This is a genomic window from Nocardia kruczakiae NBRC 101016, from assembly GCF_001612965.1.
Lineage (GTDB): Bacteria > Actinomycetota > Actinomycetes > Mycobacteriales > Mycobacteriaceae > Nocardia > Nocardia kruczakiae.
This window is the reverse complement of record NZ_BDBL01000024.1, coordinates 79,454-98,929: the sequence shown is the minus strand read 5'-3', so window position 1 is coordinate 98,929 and position 19,476 is coordinate 79,454. Positions and strand designations below refer to the sequence as shown.

20 protein-coding genes are annotated in these 19,476 nt (G+C 68.4%); 5 read left to right on the top strand and 15 right to left on the bottom strand.

All coding sequences use genetic code 11. The features are described from left to right. Positions 1-9 precede the first annotated feature (9 nt). The 9 genes from NK1_RS18235 to NK1_RS18195 all read right to left on the bottom strand — a co-directional run bounded on the left by NK1_RS18235 (position 10) and on the right by NK1_RS18195 (position 8,807). On the bottom strand, positions 10-1,050 hold the full coding sequence (locus tag NK1_RS18235; RefSeq protein WP_084461155.1) for an NAD-dependent epimerase/dehydratase family protein: 1,041 nt from the start codon (positions 1,048-1,050) through the stop codon (positions 10-12). Next, complete coding sequence (locus tag NK1_RS18230; RefSeq protein ID WP_063010241.1) at positions 1,047-1,340, bottom strand: hypothetical protein; 294 nt, start codon at positions 1,338-1,340, stop codon at positions 1,047-1,049. The genes NK1_RS18235 and NK1_RS18230 overlap by 4 nt, the downstream gene beginning before the upstream one ends. Beyond that, the gene (locus tag NK1_RS18225) at positions 1,337-3,007 is read right to left on the bottom strand and encodes a fatty acid CoA ligase family protein (RefSeq protein ID WP_063010142.1); all 1,671 of its coding nucleotides are present in this window, start codon (positions 3,005-3,007) and stop codon (positions 1,337-1,339) included. Before NK1_RS18225 ends, NK1_RS18230 begins: the two co-directional genes overlap by 4 nt. Then, the gene (locus tag NK1_RS18220) at positions 3,004-3,909 is read right to left on the bottom strand and encodes a beta-ketoacyl-[acyl-carrier-protein] synthase family protein (RefSeq protein WP_063010140.1); all 906 of its coding nucleotides are present in this window, start codon (positions 3,907-3,909) and stop codon (positions 3,004-3,006) included. The genes NK1_RS18225 and NK1_RS18220 overlap by 4 nt, the downstream gene beginning before the upstream one ends. 10 nt (positions 3,910-3,919) lie before the next feature. Next, positions 3,920-4,969, bottom strand: a complete 1,050-nt coding sequence (locus NK1_RS18215; protein WP_063010138.1) for a 3-oxoacyl-ACP synthase III family protein — start codon at positions 4,967-4,969, stop codon at positions 3,920-3,922. A 328-nt stretch (positions 4,970-5,297) separates the two neighbouring features. Continuing rightward, positions 5,298-6,047: an SDR family oxidoreductase gene (locus tag NK1_RS18210; protein WP_063010137.1), complete on the bottom strand. Its 750-nt coding sequence runs from the start codon at positions 6,045-6,047 to the stop codon at positions 5,298-5,300. 32 nt (positions 6,048-6,079) lie between these two features. Further along, entirely contained in the window at positions 6,080-7,186 is a 1,107-nt protein-coding gene (gene galK / locus NK1_RS18205; RefSeq protein WP_084461153.1) for a galactokinase, read from the bottom strand. Further along, positions 7,183-8,244 (bottom strand): galactose-1-phosphate uridylyltransferase, encoded by a 1,062-nt coding sequence (galT, locus tag NK1_RS18200; RefSeq protein ID WP_063010237.1) that lies wholly within the window; start codon positions 8,242-8,244, stop codon positions 7,183-7,185. The genes galK and galT overlap by 4 nt, the downstream gene beginning before the upstream one ends. 158 nt (positions 8,245-8,402) lie before the next feature. Then, complete coding sequence (locus NK1_RS18195) at positions 8,403-8,807, bottom strand: Rv1352/Rv1906c domain-containing protein (protein WP_063010136.1); 405 nt, start codon at positions 8,805-8,807, stop codon at positions 8,403-8,405. Between the two features lie 725 nt (positions 8,808-9,532). Between NK1_RS18195 and NK1_RS18190 the strand changes: the two genes are divergently transcribed. Next, positions 9,533-10,972 carry an N-acetylmuramoyl-L-alanine amidase gene (locus tag NK1_RS18190; protein WP_063010135.1) on the top strand — a complete coding sequence of 480 codons (1,440 nt, stop codon included), beginning with the start codon at positions 9,533-9,535 and terminating at the stop codon, positions 10,970-10,972. A 76-nt stretch (positions 10,973-11,048) separates the two neighbouring features. Next, the gene (locus NK1_RS18185) at positions 11,049-12,098 is read left to right on the top strand and encodes a CobW family GTP-binding protein (RefSeq protein ID WP_063010134.1); all 1,050 of its coding nucleotides are present in this window, start codon (positions 11,049-11,051) and stop codon (positions 12,096-12,098) included. A 3-nt stretch (positions 12,099-12,101) separates the two neighbouring features. Here NK1_RS18185 and NK1_RS18180 read toward each other — a convergent pair whose 3' ends face one another. Beyond that, on the bottom strand, positions 12,102-13,013 hold the full coding sequence (locus tag NK1_RS18180; RefSeq protein ID WP_063010133.1) for an LLM class F420-dependent oxidoreductase: 912 nt from the start codon (positions 13,011-13,013) through the stop codon (positions 12,102-12,104). An 87-nt stretch (positions 13,014-13,100) separates the two neighbouring features. Here NK1_RS18180 and NK1_RS18175 point away from each other — a divergent pair, with 87 nt between their 5' ends. After that, positions 13,101-13,562, top strand: coding sequence for a MarR family winged helix-turn-helix transcriptional regulator (locus tag NK1_RS18175; protein ID WP_063010131.1), 462 nt, complete (start codon positions 13,101-13,103; stop codon positions 13,560-13,562). A gap of 10 nt (positions 13,563-13,572) precedes the next feature. Here NK1_RS18175 and NK1_RS18170 read toward each other — a convergent pair whose 3' ends face one another. The 3 genes from NK1_RS18170 to NK1_RS18160 are packed head-to-tail and all read right to left on the bottom strand — an operon-like array spanning position 13,573 to position 16,464. Beyond that, positions 13,573-13,998: a molybdenum cofactor biosynthesis protein MoaE gene (locus NK1_RS18170; RefSeq protein ID WP_063010129.1), complete on the bottom strand. Its 426-nt coding sequence runs from the start codon at positions 13,996-13,998 to the stop codon at positions 13,573-13,575. Then, the gene (gene moaCB / locus NK1_RS33850) at positions 13,991-15,205 is read right to left on the bottom strand and encodes a bifunctional molybdenum cofactor biosynthesis protein MoaC/MoaB (RefSeq protein WP_063010235.1); all 1,215 of its coding nucleotides are present in this window, start codon (positions 15,203-15,205) and stop codon (positions 13,991-13,993) included. The genes NK1_RS18170 and moaCB overlap by 8 nt, the downstream gene beginning before the upstream one ends. Before the next feature lie 56 nt (positions 15,206-15,261). Then, positions 15,262-16,464, bottom strand: a complete 1,203-nt coding sequence (locus NK1_RS18160; RefSeq protein WP_063010127.1) for a molybdopterin molybdotransferase MoeA — start codon at positions 16,462-16,464, stop codon at positions 15,262-15,264. Positions 16,465-16,668: 204 nt separating this feature from the next. Here NK1_RS18160 and moaA point away from each other — a divergent pair, with 204 nt between their 5' ends. After that, positions 16,669-17,727 carry a GTP 3',8-cyclase MoaA gene (gene moaA / locus NK1_RS18155; protein WP_063010125.1) on the top strand — a complete coding sequence of 353 codons (1,059 nt, stop codon included), beginning with the start codon at positions 16,669-16,671 and terminating at the stop codon, positions 17,725-17,727. Beyond that, positions 17,720-17,962, top strand: coding sequence for a MoaD/ThiS family protein (locus tag NK1_RS18150; RefSeq protein WP_063010123.1), 243 nt, complete (start codon positions 17,720-17,722; stop codon positions 17,960-17,962). Before moaA ends, NK1_RS18150 begins: the two co-directional genes overlap by 8 nt. An 8-nt stretch (positions 17,963-17,970) precedes the next feature. On the opposite strand, the gene nadE is transcribed toward NK1_RS18150, so the two are convergent. Together nadE and NK1_RS18140 are read right to left on the bottom strand one after the other, a co-directional pair. Beyond that, positions 17,971-18,816, bottom strand: coding sequence for an NAD(+) synthase (gene nadE, locus NK1_RS18145; protein WP_063010121.1), 846 nt, complete (start codon positions 18,814-18,816; stop codon positions 17,971-17,973). A gap of 9 nt (positions 18,817-18,825) precedes the next feature. Then, on the bottom strand, positions 18,826-19,437 hold the full coding sequence (locus NK1_RS18140; protein WP_439955948.1) for a TetR/AcrR family transcriptional regulator: 612 nt from the start codon (positions 19,435-19,437) through the stop codon (positions 18,826-18,828). Between the last annotated feature and the right edge of the window lie 39 nt (positions 19,438-19,476).

Sequence of the window (19,476 nt, the reverse complement as noted above, 5' to 3'; positions counted from 1 at the left end):
GACTATGGGTTATCGCAGCTCGCGGGTGAGTTGCTCGATACCGCCCTCGGATTCGAGCCAGGACAGGAACCGGGCCAGGCCCTGTTCGCGGTCGATGATCGGCGCGTAACCGAAATCCCGTGCCGCCGCGCCGGTGTCGTAGGTCGCGGTGCGAGTCAGCAACGCCACCACATAGCGCGACAGCGGTGGCGACCAGCGCCGTGCGATCGCCGGTACGCGCCAGACGGTTTCGATCACCGAGACGGCGGCCGCCAGCACCCGAGGATCGGGTCGCCGGCTGGGCGCCGGGTAGCCGAGCCCGCCCGCCACCTCGGCGAGAAAGGCCCACACGTCGGTCCTCTCCGCGTCGGCGACGAAATAGGCCTTGCCGCCGACCCGGTCGGAGGTGGCGGCGCCCAGGCATGCGTGCACGATGTTGTCGACATGGCACAGCGACGCCTGGACCGAGCGGCCGAACGACAGATCGGGCAGACGTCCCTGCGCGGTCCGGCCGAGCAGGCGCACGATCGGCCCGGAGCGGTCGCCGGCTCCCCAGATCGCGCGCGGCCGCAGCGCGCAGGTGGTGAAACCCGCGGTGTCGGCGGCCAAGACGGCGCGCTCGGCGGCGGCCTTGGTCTCGGAGTAGAGGTTCAGATAGTGGCGCGGATACGGCACCGATTCGTCGATGTCGATCTGATCGCCGCCGTCGCGATCCATCAGGGCGCTCGGGCTCGAGATGAACACGAATCGCGTCGCGCCCGCGGCCCGGGCGGCGCCCAGCAAAACTTCGGTGGCGCGCAGGTTTTCGGCGCGAAACTGTGCGCGGGTGCCGCGCTCGTCGACGCGGGCCGCACTGTGGAACACCACATCGACTCCGGCGCAAGCGCGTTCGAGCGACGCTTCGTCGGTGAGGTCGCCGAAGGCGACCCGCACACCGTCGAGATCGGGCAGATCACCGAGGTTGCTGGTGCGCCGCGCGAGCACGGTCACCTCGTGGCCGCCCTCGCGTACCAGGCGGCGGACCAGCGCGCCGCCGAGAAATCCGGATGCGCCCGTGACGAGTGCCTTCACCGTTCGTTCTCCTCGAAAGATGCCGTGCCGCAAACTATTTCGGTACGCCACCAGGTGAGCCCGAACAGCTGCGTCATGAGGGCCGTGTGCAGGCGGGAGCGGCCGCTGCCCCGTGCGGCGCGTAACGCGACCGGAATCTGGGCGGCGTGCACGCCGATGCTGAGCACCGCGTCGATCCACCACAGGGTTCGCAGCCAGCGGCGGCCGGAGTCCCGGATCGCCGGACCGGCCAGCAGAAACAACCACCCGGCAATCGGAATGCACCGCAGTGCCACGACTTTCATCGTCATCGTGCCGCCTTCGCGGTCTGCCGGGTCGCCCACACCGCGAGCTGCTCGCGCCCGATCTTGGCGTTGTGCCGGATATCGACCGGGAAGTTCGGATGGAACAGGAAGTCCGAAATCTTCGTGGTGAGCTCGAATTCCGCGCCACGGGCGCGCAACGCGGCGGTCACGTCGTCGCGGTCGGCGTCCGCGCGCAGTTCCACACACAGCACGGGGCGCTGCGCTCCGGCCGGGCCCACCCCGACCAGCGCCGTGCGCGCCACACCGGCGACGGCGTTGAAGATCTGTTCGACCTGCACCGTGAACATCGGCCCGTCGGCGGTGCGTACTCGCTGGGATTTGCGCCCGCAGAACCAGATTCGTCCCTGATCGTCGATCCACGCCAGATCGCCGGTGCGATGCCAGACGGTCTCGCCGTCGACGATCTTGCCCGTCGCGTTCGCCGCGGCGGGCCAGTAGTAGCGGGTGCTCACATTCGGCCCGGCCACCACCAGTTCGCCGATGCCGCCGGTGGCCATCACGTCGCCCTCGCGAGCCTGCGCGTCCGCCCAGGTGGGCAACGGGTCGTCGGTGATCGCCACGATGCGCGCCCGCACCCGGTCGGCAGGGCGGCCGATGCAGGTGCCCGCACCGGCGCGGGCGCGTCCGGACAGGCCGTCCAGCAGCTCACGCGATTCGATCGTCGACATCGGCAGTGCCTCGGTGGATCCGTATCCGGCGTAGACCAGCACATCCTCGTCGAGCACCGCGCGCAGGCCGGCGATACACCAGTCCGGGACCGGCGCGCCCCCGGAGTAGATACTGCGCAGCGTCGGCAGCCGGGTGCCGGTCTGTTCGAGATGCCGGAGCAGCGGGATCAGCACGGCGGGGGAGGCGAACATGGTGCGCACCCCGAATCGGCCGATGGCGTCGGCCACGTGTGCCGGATCGGTCGAACCCACCTTGCTGGGGATCAGCGGCGGCAGGACGCACTGGGAGCCGAGCAGCAGATCCAGGATGCCGACCAGCGGCAGCGTGATCAGCGAGGTCTGCGGGGGTACGTGGCCGCGCGCGGCGTGGACCTGCTCGACCATGGCCGACAGATTGCCGTGGGTCATCTCCACGGCCTTGGCGGGTCCGGTGCTCCCGGTGGTGAAGGCGATCATCAGCAGGTCGCCCTCGGGCGCCGGCGTGCGCTCCGGCGCGGTGCCGGACGGGCGGCGACCCCAGCTGCCGAAGGTCGCTCCGCCCCAGAACCACCGCCGCCCGACCGTGACCGCGACCCGGACCCCGCGGAAGTAGCGGCGGAACAGCACTCGCGCCGCATGCGCCTGCGGAATGCCGATGAACGCCTCCGCGTCGGCCGCCTGCAGGCACCGCAGCATCCGGCGCAGTCCCATGCCCGGATCGATGACCACCGGAACGGCCCCGATCTTCAACAGGCCCAGCATGATCGCGTACAGCTCCGGCCCGGGCAGCACCAGCACGATCGTGCGTGTTCCGCTGCCCACGCCCGCGGCGGTGAGCCGCTCACCGATCGCGTCGGACCAGCGATCCAGGTCGGCGTAGCTCAGCCGCCGATAGTGCGGTGTGGGCGTGTGCCCGGCGTCGGCGAAGTACACCGCGGTGCGGTCCGGTGCCGCGGCGGCGACCACGCGGAACCGGTCGACCGCGCGCCAGTAGGTACCGCTCACGCCGCCGCACCGGCCGCGACCGGCAGGCGGTACATCGCGGCCGCCGCCGACGGTCCCGCGCCCGCCGCGACGAACAGCACGGTGTCGAAGCCGATGAGCGAATCCTCCTCCACCGCACGGTGATAGGCCAGCGGCAGCGAGGCGGTGTGCGGATCGCCGGCGGACAGGTCGGGGGTGCGGACCGCGCCGATACCGAGGGTGTCCGCCAGCAACAGCGGGAACTTCGGGGTGGGCGTGGACGCGATGAGAACCGTTGCGGCGGGATCGATTCCGTCGGCGTCGAGGGCGCGCCGTCCGGCGTCGGCCGCGATCTCCAGCAGCCGATCCTCGAATCCGGGTTCGCGTTCCACCGTCATCAGTCCGCGTCCGGCGGTACCCATCGTGGTGACGTCGACATACGACTGCACCGCGGGGGAGCCCGAACCCGCGACGGTGTGTACGCGGCCGAAGCCCACCGGCTCGTCGGTGTGCTCGAGCAGCAGCGCGGCACCGGCGGTGGCGTAGGGGAATTCGTCGTCGGCCGCCGATCGGGCGAGCGACGGATGGGTGTCCCCGGAGACGATCAGGACATGGCCGGACGCGGCGGTTTCGAGAATCGACTGGGCGACCTGGACCGCGTTGAGCACACCGGTGGCGCCGTTCATCAGGTCGAACGAGAACGAGCGCGGATCGCCGAACCGGTAGTCCAGTCCGATCCCCGCCTCCTTCTGGATCAGCGCCGACACCGCCGGTTCCACGGTGTTGGAGTCGCGGAAGATGCCCGCGTTGATGAGCACCCCGACCTGCTCCGGCGCCACCCCGGCGCGTTCGAGGCTGCGCCGCGCGGCGCGGCCACTGTGCTCGACGATGCTGAACGTGTCGCTCTCGCGACTGATTCCGGTGGATGTGATGGCAACGCCCATGACCAGTACCTCAGACCTTCAGAGACGAAATCGTGGTGGACAGGAAGCCGCCGACCACGCCGGAGGCGGCCGGAACCATCAGCAGTTTCGAGCCGGCCGGGATCTCCCCGCGGCTCAGATGGTCGTGCAGCACGATGAAATGCGAAGTGCTCGAGGTGTTCCCGTATTCGGTCAGCACATTGAGGTCGGGCGGCATCGGGGCGCCGAATTCCCGTTCCGCGATGGCGTTCATGTACGGGATCGCCGCCGCGCCGAACTGATGATGGATGACGAAGTCGAAGTTCTCCTCGGCGAACGTGGTACCGCGCTTGTCGTAGAACATGCGCTGGGTGTCGGTCCACAGCAGGAAACGCGCTTCGTTGTGCATCTTGCGGTTGTCGGTATAGAGCGCGACGCCCTGGGATTTGTCACTGGGCATGCCCAGGCACAGGTGGGAGAACTCCGAGGCGGTGACCAGCTCGATGTAGTCGATGCGGTCGGCTTCGTCGACGGAACGGTCGAGCACCACAGCGGCCGCGGAATCCCCGACGGTGAGCGACGCGAATTGCAGATCGTATTTATCGGAAATTTCGCGCACGGCGGTATCGGCGATCGGAGTAATGGCTTCGCCGCTCACCACTATGCCGTTGCGCACCATTCCGGATCGGATCATCCGATCGAGAATGTAGGTTCCGCTGAGCATTCCCGCGCAGGCATTGGAAAGGTCGAAGGTGATCGCGTTCTGCGCGCCGATCCGTTGTGCCAGAGCCGACGCGAACGACGGCTCCATATATATTTTGTCGGCATCCTTGCTGCGGGTGATGGAGGTGGAGATGACCACTTCGATCTCCGGCCCGGAGTACTGTGACCTGGATAAACACTCGTCCAGTGCCTTGCCGGCCAGGACGAACGAGTCCTCGTAGGATTCCGGGCGAGTGTCGTGAACGCGGCGTTCGCGCACACCTGTGATCTTTTCGAGATCGAATGCCGGTGGTACGGCGAGGCGCGATATCAATTCCTCGGTGGTGACCCTTTTTTCGGGTAGATATGCGCCGATCGCTTCGAAACGAGAATGCGGCACGCCGCCTCCTGAATTGACATGACGAATGCTTGCGGAATTTGTTCGGGACGTGATGCTACCCGAGAGTAACTAGCGCATTCTTGATCCGCATCTCGACGCTTCGGTGGAGTGGTGGCGGAGAAGACGTATTTGTGACAGCAAGTCGCAGCAAGTAGTAACTACTCAGCTATCGATGGGTGTCGGCTCTACGACGGAATTTTGCCGCAGCGGGGAGCGCGCCGAGCATCCCGCTAACTCGCAGAGTGTCGAATTGTTGGTGAAACTTCACATCAGTCGGCGCCGTTGATTGTGAGAGACCTCACCGACTGCGGGGCCGCCGGGACCCGGCTCAGCCGAGCCGAGCCATGACCGCGCGGGGCAGTCGCGGCAGCACGAGGTTCAGTGCGCGCCAGGGCCATTGCGGCACACAGGCGCGCACCGGCTCGGCCTCGATCGCGGCGACCATCGCCGCCACTCCGCGCTCGAGCGGAACGATCAACCGCGCGTCGTCGGCGCGTGCGGACATCTCGGTGGCGATGAAGCCCGGCTGCACGGTGGTCACCGCGATCGGGCTGCGGCGCAGTTCGATCGCCAAACCCTCACCGAGCGCGGACAATCCGGCCTTGCTCGCCGAATACGCGGCCTTCTTCCCGGGCAGTCCGCGCACCGCGCTCATCGACGAGATCAGCACCAGATGTCCGGCGCGCTGTTCGCGGAAGATCTGCAGTGCGGCCTCGGCCTGAGCGAGCGCGCTCACGAAATTCGTTGTGGCCGTGGCGATATTGGCAGCCGCCCGGCCGGTGCCGAGGGCCGCGCCCTTGCCCAGGCCGGCGTTGACGATCACCCGATCGAGTCCGTCGAACTCGTCGCGGAATTCCCCGAATACGCGGGGGACCGCCTCGTGATCGTCCACATCGAGCGTCCGCAGCGAAATCCGGATATCGGGATGTGCCGCCAGCAATTCGTCCCGCAGTGTGCGCAGGTTCTCCATGCGGCGCGCACACAGCGCGAGATCGCGTCCGCGCGCGGCGAACTGGCGGGCCATTTCGGCTCCCAGGCCCGCACTCGCGCCGGTGATGAGAATTCTGCGCCTGGTCATGGCGCCCACCCTAGTGCGGCGCGGCCGCGTGATCAGGAAATCCGGCGGGCTCCCGCGGCGGGTACGGCGACGAAGAATCGCGGTGCCGAGAAACCATCGTCGCGAAATCGCCGCCGGATGGCCGCCGCGATCGAGTCGGTGCGGTCGGTATCGGTCACGGCGATGATGCTGCCGCCGAAGCCGCCGCCGACCATGCGCGCACCGTGTGCGCCCGCGTCGAGCGCGGCCGCCACCGCCGCATCCAGTTCCGGCGTCGAGACCTCGAAATCGTCGCGCAGCGAGGCGTGGGCGCTGGTCAGCAGCGGCCCGATCGCGCGCGGATCGCACCCGTCGCGCAGCAGTCCGACGACGGTCAGCACCCGGGCGTTCTCGGTGACGACGTGGCGGGCGCGCCGCCGCAGCACCGGATCCGTCAGTCGCTCGGTTTCCGCCGGATCGGTGACGGCCCGCAGCGAATGGACGCCCAGGGCGTGCGCGGCCTGCTCGCATTCGCGCCGGCGCCGGCCGTATCCGCCGTCGGCCAGCCGGTGCGGGGTGTCGGTATCGGCCACCAGCAACTGCAGCCCGGCCCCGGCGAGATCGAAGGGAACCTGGGCGGAGTCGCCGGTGGCGAAGTCGAGGAACAGGGCGTGCCCCGCCGTGCAGAGCAGCGACGCGGACTGGTCCAGGGTCCCGGTCGCGGCGCCGACGTACGAGTTCTCCGCGGCGCGCCCGATGTCGATCAGCTCCGCACTGTCGGCGGCTATCCCGAACAGATCGCGAATCGCCAGTGCGACAGCGCATTCCAGCGCCGCCGAGGACGACAGTCCGGCGCCCACCGGCACCGCCCCGTCGATCTCCAGCACCACCCCGGACAGTTCGTGACCGCGGCGCCGGTATTCGTGCACCACGCCCAGCGGATAGCGGGCCCAGCCGGTGACCGCGGATTCGGCGAGTCCGTCGAGTGATTCGCGAACCTGCCCGGCGTGCTGTTTCGAACTCACCCGCACCGCGCCGTCCGTGGTGACCTCGGCGGTGCAGGTCACGACCTGCGGCAGCGCGATCGGCAGTGCGTAACCGTCGTTGTAGTCGGTGTGCTCGCCGATGATGTTGACCCGGCCGGGTGCCACCCATACCCCGCGCCCGGGTGGCGCGCTCACCGCACCTCCCGCAACTCGGCGGCCACCGTCTCGGGGGTGGTGTCACTGATGAACACGTTCATCCCCGATTCCGAACCGGCCAGATACTTCAATTTGCGCGCCGTCCGCCGGATCGAGAACAGCTGCAGGTGCAGCCACCAATCGACGCCGGGCACAACGGATTTCGGTGCCTGATTCCACGCCGCGACATAGGGCATGGGGGTGTCGAACCGGCGCGCGAAGCGTTTCTGCACATCCAGGTAGAGATGTGCGAAACCGTCGCGCTGGGCATCGTCGAGATCGGGGATGTCGGCCACCCGGCGGTGCGGAAAGAGCTGGACCTCGTAGGGCCAGCGGGCGAACGGCGGTACGAAGGCGGTCCACTCCTCGTTCGCCGCGACCACCCGGATCCCGGCGGCCCGCTCGGCGCCCAGCAGATCGCCGAACAGATTGCTGCCGTGCGCCTTTCGGTGGCGGGCCGCGTTGGCGACCATCGTCGCCGTGCGCGGGGCAGGGAAGGGGTAGGCGTAGATCTGGCCGTGCGGATGCGACAGCGTGACGCCGATCTCCTCGCCGTGATTCTCGAAGCAGAACACCTGGGCCACTCCGTCGAGCGCTCCGAGTTCGGCACTGCGCTGCGCCCAGGTGTCCACCACCAGGCGTGCCCGGCCCGGATCGAGCTGGGCGAACGAACTGTCGTGGTCGCTGGTGAAGCACACCACCTCGCAACGGCCGAACCCGTTGCGCAGCAGCGTTTCCGGCGACCCTTCGACGTGGTCCGGAAGCGCGGCGCGGCCGGTCGACAGCGACGGAAAGCGATTCTCGAACACCACCACCTGGTAGTCGGTCTCGGGAATTTCGGTGGGATGGCCCGGGCGCGATGGGCACAGCGGGCACAGTTCCGCCGGTGGCAGGAAGGTCCGGCTCTGGCGGTGCGAGGCGATCACCACCCACTCGCCCAGCAGGGGATCGAAACGTGCCTGGGAATGCGTGCTGGTCCGGGGCAGGTCCCGGGTGTCGGCGGCGGTGCGCGGTACCGGATCGCTGTCGAAGTAGATGATCTCGCGGCCGTCGGCCAGCGACCGACGACTCACCACCGGACTCGGCCGCGCCATCGCATCCCTCCGCTCGATCCACCGGATCTCAGCGGACAGTAACACCGCGGACGCGGCCGGCGGCGGGTGCCGGATCCGGCGCGGCGCCTCCGATCGGAGGAACCACGCCGGATCGGCCTCGCTCAGTACTCGCTGCCGAACAGCCCTCCCGGCCCGTAGGAACCGGTCGGCGGCGGCGCCGGCATCATCACCCAGCCGCCGCAGTTGGCCGAGGCGAACGCGACATCCGACGATTTGATCAGCACCCGCACCGGAGTGGTGTGGGTGCGGTCGCTGGCGACGATGGCGGCGTTCGGGTCCGGCGGATCACCGGGTTCGGGGATCTTCCACAGGCGCTCCCAGGAACAGTCGTGCGCCGGGTCCGCCGGCCCCGCGGACTGATAGATACCGGGCGCGATATCGACCCCGACTCGGTAGATCCCGTCCCCGGGAATGGTCGTCGCCGGATCGGCGGCCGCGGTGCCTGATCCGAGCATCGTCACCGCGGACGCGACGGTCCCGGCGATCACAAACGTGCGTCCACGCACGGCGGTCCTCCTCGATCTCGCAGACGGCCGTCGACTATCGGGCGGCCGGAGAAGATCCCCGCATCTTCCGGGGCCTTGGTCTATCAGAATTCCGATAGGCGCGGACCGGATCGATGAAATATCTGGAGATTCGACAACGCCCGGCGAGCGGCGTGCGGGAGGTCCGGAAATGCCGTCGCTGAACGTCCCCGCGGGATCCCCTCGCGCCCACGGGGACGGCACCCACATGCGGTTCGACCGCCGAGGTGCGAGATGGGAACGTACTGCAGCGTCGAGAGTGAGTGCAACACAACGGTATTTCAGAATTGAATTACTCTGGCGAATCATCCCGATTCAGCATTCCGGTTTTTTCGCTCGCGGGCCTGGATATCGGCGGATTACGCGGAAGTGAACGGCGGCAGCGACATTCGGGCAATGATGCGCATTCGGTTCGGATCCCGCCGCATGTGGTCAGCGACACAAACCTGCCGGTTGTTCTGCGACGCCAGCGGTCCGGGCAGCGGTGAGATAGCTCTGAAATGTCCGTTTCTCGCCGGGGTTGACATCGGATTCGCCGTGCGACCGGCGTGTCTGCGGAAATGGCGTGTCACTACTGCTCTGATAGGGGTAACGGTTCAGTAACTGAGCTTGCGCATGTGATGCTGCCGTTGCAACAGTGAACCACTGGGTTTGATGTTACTAGTGGGAAGGGAGGGGTGTGCCCGTCCCGGGTGCGCCGTCCGAACATGAACCATCCACGCATCATCAAGACCGGAGTCAGGATCGCCGTCGCCGCCGTCACCACGGCCGGTGTGCTGGCGCCCGCCGCCGCTCTCGCCGCGCCGGCCGCGCCCGCAGATCCCGATATGTCGACCAGATTGGCGGGTAAGACGGTATTTCTGGATCCGGGCCATCAGGGCACGAACCACTCCGAAGACCTCGATCGTCAAGTGAACGACGGGCGCGGCGGCACCAAGGAGTGCCAGACGACGGGAATGACCAGCCGCGGCGGCGTGCCCGAGCACACCATCAACTGGAATGTGGCGCAGCTGGTCCGGCAGTCGCTCGAGGCGCTCGGCGCGCAGGTCGTGATGAGCCGCCAGGACGACACCGGCTGGGGCGGATGCGTCGACGAACGCGCGGCCGCCGCCAACAACTCCGGCGCCGCGGTGGCCGTCAGCATCCACGCCGACGGCGCACCGGAACAGGACCACGGATTCCATCTGATCGTGCCGCAGTTGCCGGTCCCGGACGCCAAGGCGAATCAGGCGCAATCCGGTCCCGGCCAGGTCGCCACGAACGCCGTGCGCGACGCCTACAAACAGGCCGGATTCACGCCCGCGAATTACGCCGGCGCGGTCGACGGTCTGCAGACCCGGTCCGATATCGCGGGTCCGGCGCTGACCGAGGTGCCCGATGTCTTCATCGAAATGGGCAACGGCGCGAATGTCGACGACGCGAAATTGCTCGAGCAGCCCGACGGGCAGCTCAAACACGCCATCGCGATCACGACCGGGCTGGTGAGTTATCTGATCGGAGTGGCCCCGGGCGGTACGTCCCCGGCCGCATCGCCGGCCGACAGTCCCGCGAGCGCGCCGCAGGCCGGTGCGTCGGAGAGCACCACGTCGCCGAGCACCACCCCGCAGAGTCCGGCACCACAGAGTCCGGCACCACAGAGTCCGGCACCGCAGAACGCCGTGCCGGAGAGTGCGTCCCCGCAGGGATCGACGACGCAGAATTCCGGTACCCAGAACTCCGGCACCCAGAATTCGGGCGCTCAGAGTTCGGGCGCTCAGAATTCGGTTGCACCGCAGCAGAATTCGGCAACCGACGCGTTGCGTGGCGCGCCGAACTCCGGCACCACGCCGTCCGCGCCGGCCACCACGCAACCGGGTTCGGATCCGGCAGGCGCTCCGGCCGGCACCTATCACACGGCGCCGGGGACCTATTCGACCACCGATCCGGGCACGTCCGGGGCCTCGCCGCAGACCTCGACGGCACCCGGAACCGACGGCACCCAGAAGACGCCGCAATCCGGTTCCGCCGCCGGTAATCTCGCCACCACCGCGATGCGGCTGCTGCTGCCGCTGGCGAAATCGCTGGGCCTGGGCGACGGTGCGCTCGATTCCGAACTGGTGAATCTCGCCTACACCCTGGTCTCCACCCTCCTGGGGCCGAGCAAGTAATCGGTCCCGTTCGTGCCCGCCCCTCCGCACGAAGGGGCGGGCACGTCCTCGTCCGGGCCTGGGTAAGCTCGGCCGAATGGATCGGCGCATACCTGTTCTGGTGGTCGCGGGATTTCTGGGAGCCGGTAAGACCACGCTGCTGAACCATCTGCTGCGGCGACGCGAGGCCCGGATCGGGGTAGTGGTCAACGATTTCGGTGCGGTGAACATCGACGCGATGCTGGTCGCGGGCCAGGTGGACGCCATGGTCTCGCTGGGCAACGGCTGTGTGTGCTGCGCGGTGGACGTGACCGAACTCGACGAGATGTTCGCCCGGCTCGCCGAGCCGCGCCACGGCATCGACGTGATCGTGGTGGAGGCCAGCGGCCTGGCCGAACCCCGCAATCTGATCCGCATGGTCATCGGCAGTGACAATCCGCGCATTCGCTACGGCGGACTGATCGAGGTCGTGGATGCCGAGCATTTCGACGACAGCCGCGCCCGCCATCCTGAACTGGCCAAACATCTACGTCTGGCCGATCTGGTCGTAGTGAACAAGGCCGACCGGGTACCGGCCGCACGGCTGGACGCAGTGCGCGCCGAGATCGAGCGAATCACCGCGGGGGCGCCGGTCTATGCCACCGCGCACGGCCGCATCGATCCGCCGCTGCTGTTCGATGTGCCCGAACGCGGCGAATCGACGGTCGCCCGCCAGCTGTCGTTCGACGAACTGCTCGACGATCACGATCACGACGAACCCGGCCACCACCATCTGCACGACGGCTACGACAGCGTATCCTTCACCACCACAACCGATCTCGATCCGCGCCGTCTGGTGGGCTTCCTCGAGGATCCGCCGCCGGGGTTGTTCCGCGCCAAGGGCGCCACCGCCTTCGGCGTGGGCGGTGAGAGCCGAAAGTTCTTGCTGCACATGGTCGGCCGGCATCTGGTCTTCGAGCCGGCGGCGTGGTCGCGCGGCGAAACCCGCGAAACCCGTTTGGTGCTCATCGGATCCGGACTCGATCCGGAATCCGCGACCGCCCGTCTGCACGCCACCACCCACACCGGACCGGAACCGCTGGACGAACAGGTGTTGCTGCCGGTGTGGCGGTATGTGCCGAGGGGCGACACGGATCGGAGTGGCTGAAAATCAGAGCGCGTGAATATCGGGCGCCATCTCGATCAGGCGTTCCAGGCGCGGCGGGGTCCATGGCCCGTCCGGTCCGAGAATCACGTGGTCCATTCCCGCGGCGGCCAGAGTTTTCAGATGCTCCAGCACGGGTCCGTGACCCGCGTCGATATCCAGGGCCGTGGTGACGGTCTTCTCGATCGTGGCATAGTCGCGGCCGATCTCGTCGCACCGGCGCCGCAGCACCGTGAGTTTGTGCGCCAGATTGTCGGCGTAGCCGGTACCGGGGAGGTCGAAGAGATTGCAGGCGTCGGCATATCGCGCCACCAGCGGCAGGGTTTTGCGTTCGCCGCTGCCGCCGATCAGGATCGGCGGATGCGGGCGCTGGATCGAATTCGGTGAATTGAGCGGCCGCGCCAACTCGTAATGGTTGCCCCGAAAGGGCGTCTCGTCCTCGCTCCACATGCGGTGTGCGATCTGCAGGAGTTCCTCCAACTGTTCGAAGCGTCGCGGTAGGCGCGGGAACGGAATGCCCAGACCCTCGGCCTCGAACGTGGTGCGTGGTCCCATCGGTTCCGGGTCGAAGGGCGCCCCGGCGCCGACGCCGAAGATCAGGCGGCCGCCGCTGAGTATGTCGAGGGTGGTCGCGGATTTGATCAGCACGCCGGGGTGGCGATAGGGCACCGCCGTGACCAGGGTGCCGAGCCGGATGCGGTCGGTGATTCCGGCGAGAAATCCCAGCGCGGCGTAGGCCTCGAGCATGGGCGACTCCGGCGGATGCCCGCTGATGCCGATCTGGAAGAAGTGGTCCATCACCCAGAGGCTGTCGATCCCCGACGCGTCGGCGGCCTGCGCGAGGTCCGTGACCGCCGAACCGATGCCGCTGCCCGGGATAGGCCAGGAGAAGTCGGTGAGCGCGATGCCGATGTGCACGTGTGTCTCCCGTTCAAAGTTATTAGCCGGGCAACGACTATAACGTGAGTCGGCTAACGAAAACAACACCTCTACGCTGAACACACCATGACCGACGACGACTTCCAGACCGCGTTCTGGTCCACCAAACACGCCCTCGCCGTGGCGGCGGCCGCCGCCTACGCCCGGCACGGCGTGTACGAGGGCCAGCAGTTCATCCTGCGACAGCTCTGGCAGGAAGACGGTCTGACGCCCGGTCAGGTGGCCAAACGACTCGGCCTGGCGACGCCCACGGTCACCCGGGCGACCACCCGGATGGAAGCGGCCGGACTGGTCCGCCGTGAACCGCATCCCACCGACCGCCGACTGGTCCGCCTGCATCTGACCGCGCGCGGGCGCGACCTGGAGCACGAGATCGAAGCCGAGAGTGCGCGGCTCACCGAACGGGCGCTGACATCGTTCAGCGCCGCCGAACGCGCCGCGCTCTTCCGGGCGCTGCGCCGCATCGAAGCGAATCTCACCGAGACCGCGCCCGCGACCGAGGCGAAACCCGGCCGGCAAGCACGCTGACTCCGCCTACCTAGCCGCAGGCGTTGACCCACTCGGACATGCCGTCGGCGAACAGTTGGCGCTTCCAGATCGGCACCTCGTGCTTGATGCGGTCGACCAATTCCGCGCACGTCTCGAAGGCCTCGCGGCGGTGCGGTGCGGCGACCGCCACGGTGATCGCCAGATCACCGACGGTCAGCGCGCCCACCCGGTGCACCGCCGCGACGGGCAGGCCGGCGGACTTCCCGACCTCGGCACACACCCGGGCCAAGAACTTCTCCGCCTCGGGGTGGGCCGAATACTCCAGGGCCGAAACCGCCTGTCCGCCATCGTGATCGCGGACCTTGCCGGTGAAGACGACGACCGCGCCGTGTTCGGGTCCGGTGACCGCGCGCTCGACCTCCTCGGGCTGCAACGGCTGATCGCTGATGCGGGTGAGCGGCGTGTACTCACTCATGGCGGCCTCCTCCGGCGACCTGGGCCAGCAGATGATCCAGCAACGGTTCCAGGACCGCGATCCCGTCGCGGACCCCACCCGGTGAACCGGGCAGATTCACGACCACCGTAGTGCCGGACAGGCCGGCGACGCCACGGCTCAAGGCGGCCAACGGAAATGCGGCCGTGCCGCGCTGGCGGATCAGCTCGGCCACGCCCGGCAATTCCCGATCCAGCACCGCCAGCGTCGCCTCCGGAGTGGCATCGGAGGGCGAGGCGCCCGTACCGCCGGTGGTGATCACCAGTCCCGGCGCGCCGTCGAGGGCGTCGCGCAGGCCGGCCGCGATCTCGGCGTCGGCGTAGACCAGCGGTCCGCGTACGGAAAAGCCCAGTCCCGCAAGCCATTCCGTCAGAACCGGACCGGTCTTGTCGACCCGGGTACCGGCCGCGACGCCGGTCGAGGCGACGACCACGACCGCGGTCCGGGAGCCCTCGCCGGAGTGCGTCGCGCCGTACGCCGCATCGCCGTGATGTCCGCCGGGGGCGGGGTGCGCGCTCTCGGGCGATTCCGCCTGCTGCCGGGCCGGCTGAACCTCGGGCGTCCGATGTGCGTGGCGTTGCCGGTGTTCCGTGGGCGCCACGGCTTTCGGTTGCGGCGGAGCTCCGGCCGCGGGGTGGTCGGTGTGGGCGCGGTCGTGTGCAGCGCCGGTGGCCGGCTCCCGGTGTGCGGGCGCGTCGAGATCCGGTGTGGGTGCGGCGAACGAATCAGCCGATACCGCACCATCTTCGGGCCGGGTGGCATCCGGCCGTTCCCAATGACCGCGCTTACCACCGTCTTTCGTCAGCAGGCGCACACCGTCCAGCACGGCCGCCGGATCCACCGCCTTCACCATGTCGTGCAGCGTGAGGCCGGCGATGGCGACCGCGGTGAGCGCCTCCATCTCGACGCCGGTGGGGCCCTTCGTCTTCGCGCGCGCTTCGATCGTGATCGCGGACTCGGCGAAACCGAAGCGCACATCCACCGACGACAGCGCCAGCTGATGACACAGCGGAATCAGCTCCGAGGTCTTCTTCGCCCCCGAGATACCGGCGATGCGGGCCGTCGAGAGCACATCGGCCTTCGGCAAGTCGTCGGCGCGCACCAGCGCCACCACCTCGGGCGTCGTCCGCAGCAGGCCGGCCGCGACCGCTACCCGTGTCGTCTCGGCCTTGGCGCTCACATCGACCATGCGCGCCCGGCCTTCCGCATCGACATGCGACAAGGTGCCGGCATCAGGCAGTTCGTTCACAGTTCGCGCACCCTCACCAGCGAACCGGCTGCCACAGTGGTGACCTCGGCCGGGATCTCGATCAGAACATCGGCCTGGGCCATGGCCGCCACCAGATGCGACCCGGGGCCCGACACCGAACGCACCCCCGCACCTTCGCGCCGGCCCCGCAGGAACTGGCGCCGGCCCGCCGGGGAACGCACCGGATCCAACAGCGCCACCTCGTAATTCGGCACCGGGGCCAATCCGCTCAGCTGCCGCAGGATCGGCCGCGCGAACACCTCGAACGACACCATCGTGCTCACCGGATTACCCGGAAAACTCAGAATCGGAATCCCGTCGACCACACTGACGCCCTGCGGACCGCCGGGCTGAACGGCCACCGAACCGAACTCGCCGCCGAAATCGGCCAGCACTTCCTTGACCACTTCGAAATCGCCCTGCGACACCCCACCCGAAGTGAACACCACATCCGCGGCCGCCGTCGCGACCGACAACTTGCGGCGGAACTCGCCCGGATCGTCGCGGCTGTGCGAAACATCCACCACGTCGATTCCGTTGGCGCCCAAGGCAGCAGCCAGCGCGATGCCGTTCGAGTTGTAGATCTGACCAGGACGCAACGCGACACCCGCCGATACCAGCTCGTCGCCCGTCGTCAGGACCGCCGCCCGGATCCGCCGCGCCGCCGTCACCGAGCTGATCCCCACCGCCGCCAGCGCCGCGATCCGATGCGGCGACAACAACGACCCGGCCGCCACCAGTAACTCACCGCGGCGGATATCGGTACCCGCCTCGCGCACGAAATCGCCCGCGTTGCGGCCGCGTTCGATCGACACCCCGCCGTCGACGGCGCGGGTGTCCTCCACCGGCACCACACAATCGGCGCCCGGCGGAATCGGCGCGCCCGTCATCACCTTGACCGCCGCCCCGTCCGGCAATCGGTCCGGGCCGCCCTGACCGGCGGCCACCACGCCGGCCACCGGCAGCGTCACGGGCGTCACCGCTACCGACTCCGCCCGGACCGCATAGCCGTCCATCCCCGAATTGCGGAATACCGGCAGATCCAGCGGCGACCGCACATCCTCGGCCAGCATCCGCCCCCGCGCCCCGTGCAACGCCAACTGCTCCACCTGCCGCGTCGCCAGCGGTCGCAGCAACTGTTCGATCCGCTCCCGATGATCCTCGACGGACCGAGCCACAGTCTTGGCAGGCTGACTCATAGACGTCAGCCTAGCTCTGTCTTTGGCCTCCGCTTCGCTGCGGCGGGTCTCGGCCCTCTGGGCCGAGACCGTCGGCGGTTCACCCCTGCGGGTGGGTGCGGATCGGGTGATCGGCCTCCGCGTTCGCTTGCTCCGGGGTGCTCGGCTACCTCACAGGTGGTGACTTGCGGGACGTGAGGTGGGGGTGGCCCGCATAATGGAGGAGTGACCGTCGTTCTCATGGGGATTCCCGCCGTCCGGGGCGGGCGGCCCTCGCTGGACGGACGGCCCGACACGGACCTGCTCGTCGACAGATTCGGGCGTACAGCCCGGGATCTGCGCGTATCGATCACCGAAAAGTGCTCGTTGCGTTGCACGTACTGCATGCCGGAGGAGGGGCTGCCGGCCATTCCGGCCGACGAATTGCTCTCGGCCACGGAGATCGTGCGTCTGGTGGAACTCGCGGTGCGGCGGCTGGGTGTCCGCGAGGTGCGCTTCACCGGCGGCGAGCCGCTGATGCGGCGCGATCTCGAGCAGATCATCGCCGGATGTCATGCCGCCGTTCCCGACACACCGCTGGCCATGACCAGTAACGGCGTCGGGCTGGAACATCGCGCTCGCGCGCTGGCGGCCGCGGGACTCGGCCGGGTCAACATCTCCCTCGATACCGTCGACCCCGCCGGATTCGCCCGGCTCACCCGCCGGGATCGGCTCGGTTCGGTGCTGACCGGCATCCGCGCCGCCCATGCCGCCGGGCTCTACCCGGTCAAGGTCAATGCCGTCCTGATGCGCGAAACCCTTTCGGGTGCGGTCGATCTGCTGCGGTGGTGTCTGAACGAGGGATGCGAACTGCGCTTCATCGAGGAGATGCCGCTCGACGCCGATCACGAATGGGCGCGGACCAACATGGTCACCGCGGCCGAACTGCTCGACGTTCTCGGCACGGCCTTCACCCTCACCGAGGCCGGGCGCGCCGACCCGTCCGCCCCGGCGGAGACCTGGCTGGTGGACGGCGGTCCGGCCACCGTCGGCATCATCGCCTCGGTCACCCGCCGATTCTGCGGCGACTGCGACCGCACCCGCCTGACCGCCGACGGCATGATCCGATCCTGCCTGTTCAGCGACCAGGAATATGATCTGCGTTCACTGCTGCGCGCCGGCGCGAGCGACGACGAACTGGCGCGGCTGTGGCGCGGCGCGATGTGGAACAAATGGGCCGGGCACGGCATCGACGCCGCCGATTTCGTTCCCCCGGAACGAACGATGGGAGCCATCGGTGGTTGAGGTCAGATATTTCGCCGCGATCGCCGACGCGGTCGGCAAATCCAGCGAACATCTCGACCTGCCCGAGTCGGCAACGGTCGGTGATCTGCGCTCCGCATTGCGCTCGGCCTACGGCGCCGACCTGGATCCGATGCTGAAGGTCTGCGCGTACCTCGTCGGCGAGGAACTCACCCGCGACGACAACACGCGCCTGACCGCCCGCGTCGATGTACTACCACCGTTCGCGGGCGGCTGACGGGCGGATCAGCTCTCTTTCCACCACGTGTCCAGCGGCGACACCGGAACGGTGCGCTTGTGCCTGGTGTTGCGGTAGATCTCCTCGACGCGCTCGGCGACCTCCGGTGAGACGTCCTTACCCTCGAGGTAGTCGTCGATCTGGCTGTATTTCAGGCCCAGCGCCTCTTCGTCCGGCAGGGCCGGGCGGTCGTCTTCGAGGTCGGCTGTGGGGACCTTCTGCCACAGCCGCGGCGGCGCGCCCAGCTCCTGCAGCAGCGCCGCTCCCTGCCGCTTGGTCAGGCCGGTCAGCGGAGTGATGTCGACGCCGCCGTCGCCGTACTTGGTGAAGAATCCCGTCACCGCTTCGGCGGCATGGTCGGTGCCCACGACCAGTAGATTCAGCTGTCCGGCAACCGCGTACTGGATCACCATGCGCTCGCGGGCCTTGATATTGCCGCGGACGAAATCGCGCAACTGGGCCTGTTCGCCGAGCAGCTCGCGCACACCCTCGGCGGTGGCGGCCGCCACCGCGTCGGCGCCCGGTTTCACATTGACCTCGACCGAGCGGTCGGGTCGGATGAAATCCAGTGCCACCTCGGCATCCTCGGCATCGGCCTGGGTGCCGTAGGGGAGCCGGACCGCGACGAATGTGGCATCTCGGCCACGGGACCGCAGCTCCTCGGCGGCGAGCTGGCACAGTTTGCCGGTCAGCGTGCTGTCCTGACCACCGCTGATGCCGAGCACGAAACCCGTTGCCGGCGTGGAACTCAGATAGTCGGCCAGGAATTCGACGCGGCGTCGCACCTCGACCTTCGGCTCGATCCCGGCCGCGACACCCAATTCGGCGATGATCTGTTCGCGCAGGTTCCCCATGGGGCCACTCTACTGGGCGGGCGCCACGAGTGCGCGCACCACGTTTTCCCAGTGGTCGGCGATCTGTTCGGGACGATAACCCAGGACCCGCAGTTGATGGAGCACCAGGCCGGCGTCGAGGATGGCCAGCAGTGTGTCGGCCGTCAGCGCGATATCGCCGCCCACCTCGAGCTGCCGAAGCAGCAGCGAGACATGGGTTTTCGAGATGTTGTACGGCGCGCTGGCGTAGCGGCCGGATTCGTCCGCTGCGCGGCGCATTTCGCCCTCCACCTCGATCCCGGCCAGACGGGCGCGTCCGTAGGCGATCAGCCGCTGCAGCGGCGGGGCGCCCGGTCCCAGCGGAGGCGGCCCGAACATGAACCCCGCCTGCAGTTTCTGCTCGGACTGGTCGAGCAGCGCCAGCATGAGACCGGAGCGATTGCCGAATCGCCGGAACACGGTGCCCTTGCCGACGCCCGCGCGTTTCGCGACCGCGTCCATCGTGACGCCGTCCGCGCCGAATTCGCGGACCAGTTCCTCGGCGGCGTCGAGCAGCAGTTGCCGGTTGCGTACGGCATCGCTGCGTTCGGAGTGCTCGGCCACCGGCAGCGCGGTGGTGATCGAGGACGGCGGCAGTTCGATGGCCACGGCCTCCAGCGGCAGTGTGCCGGGACGCGGCAC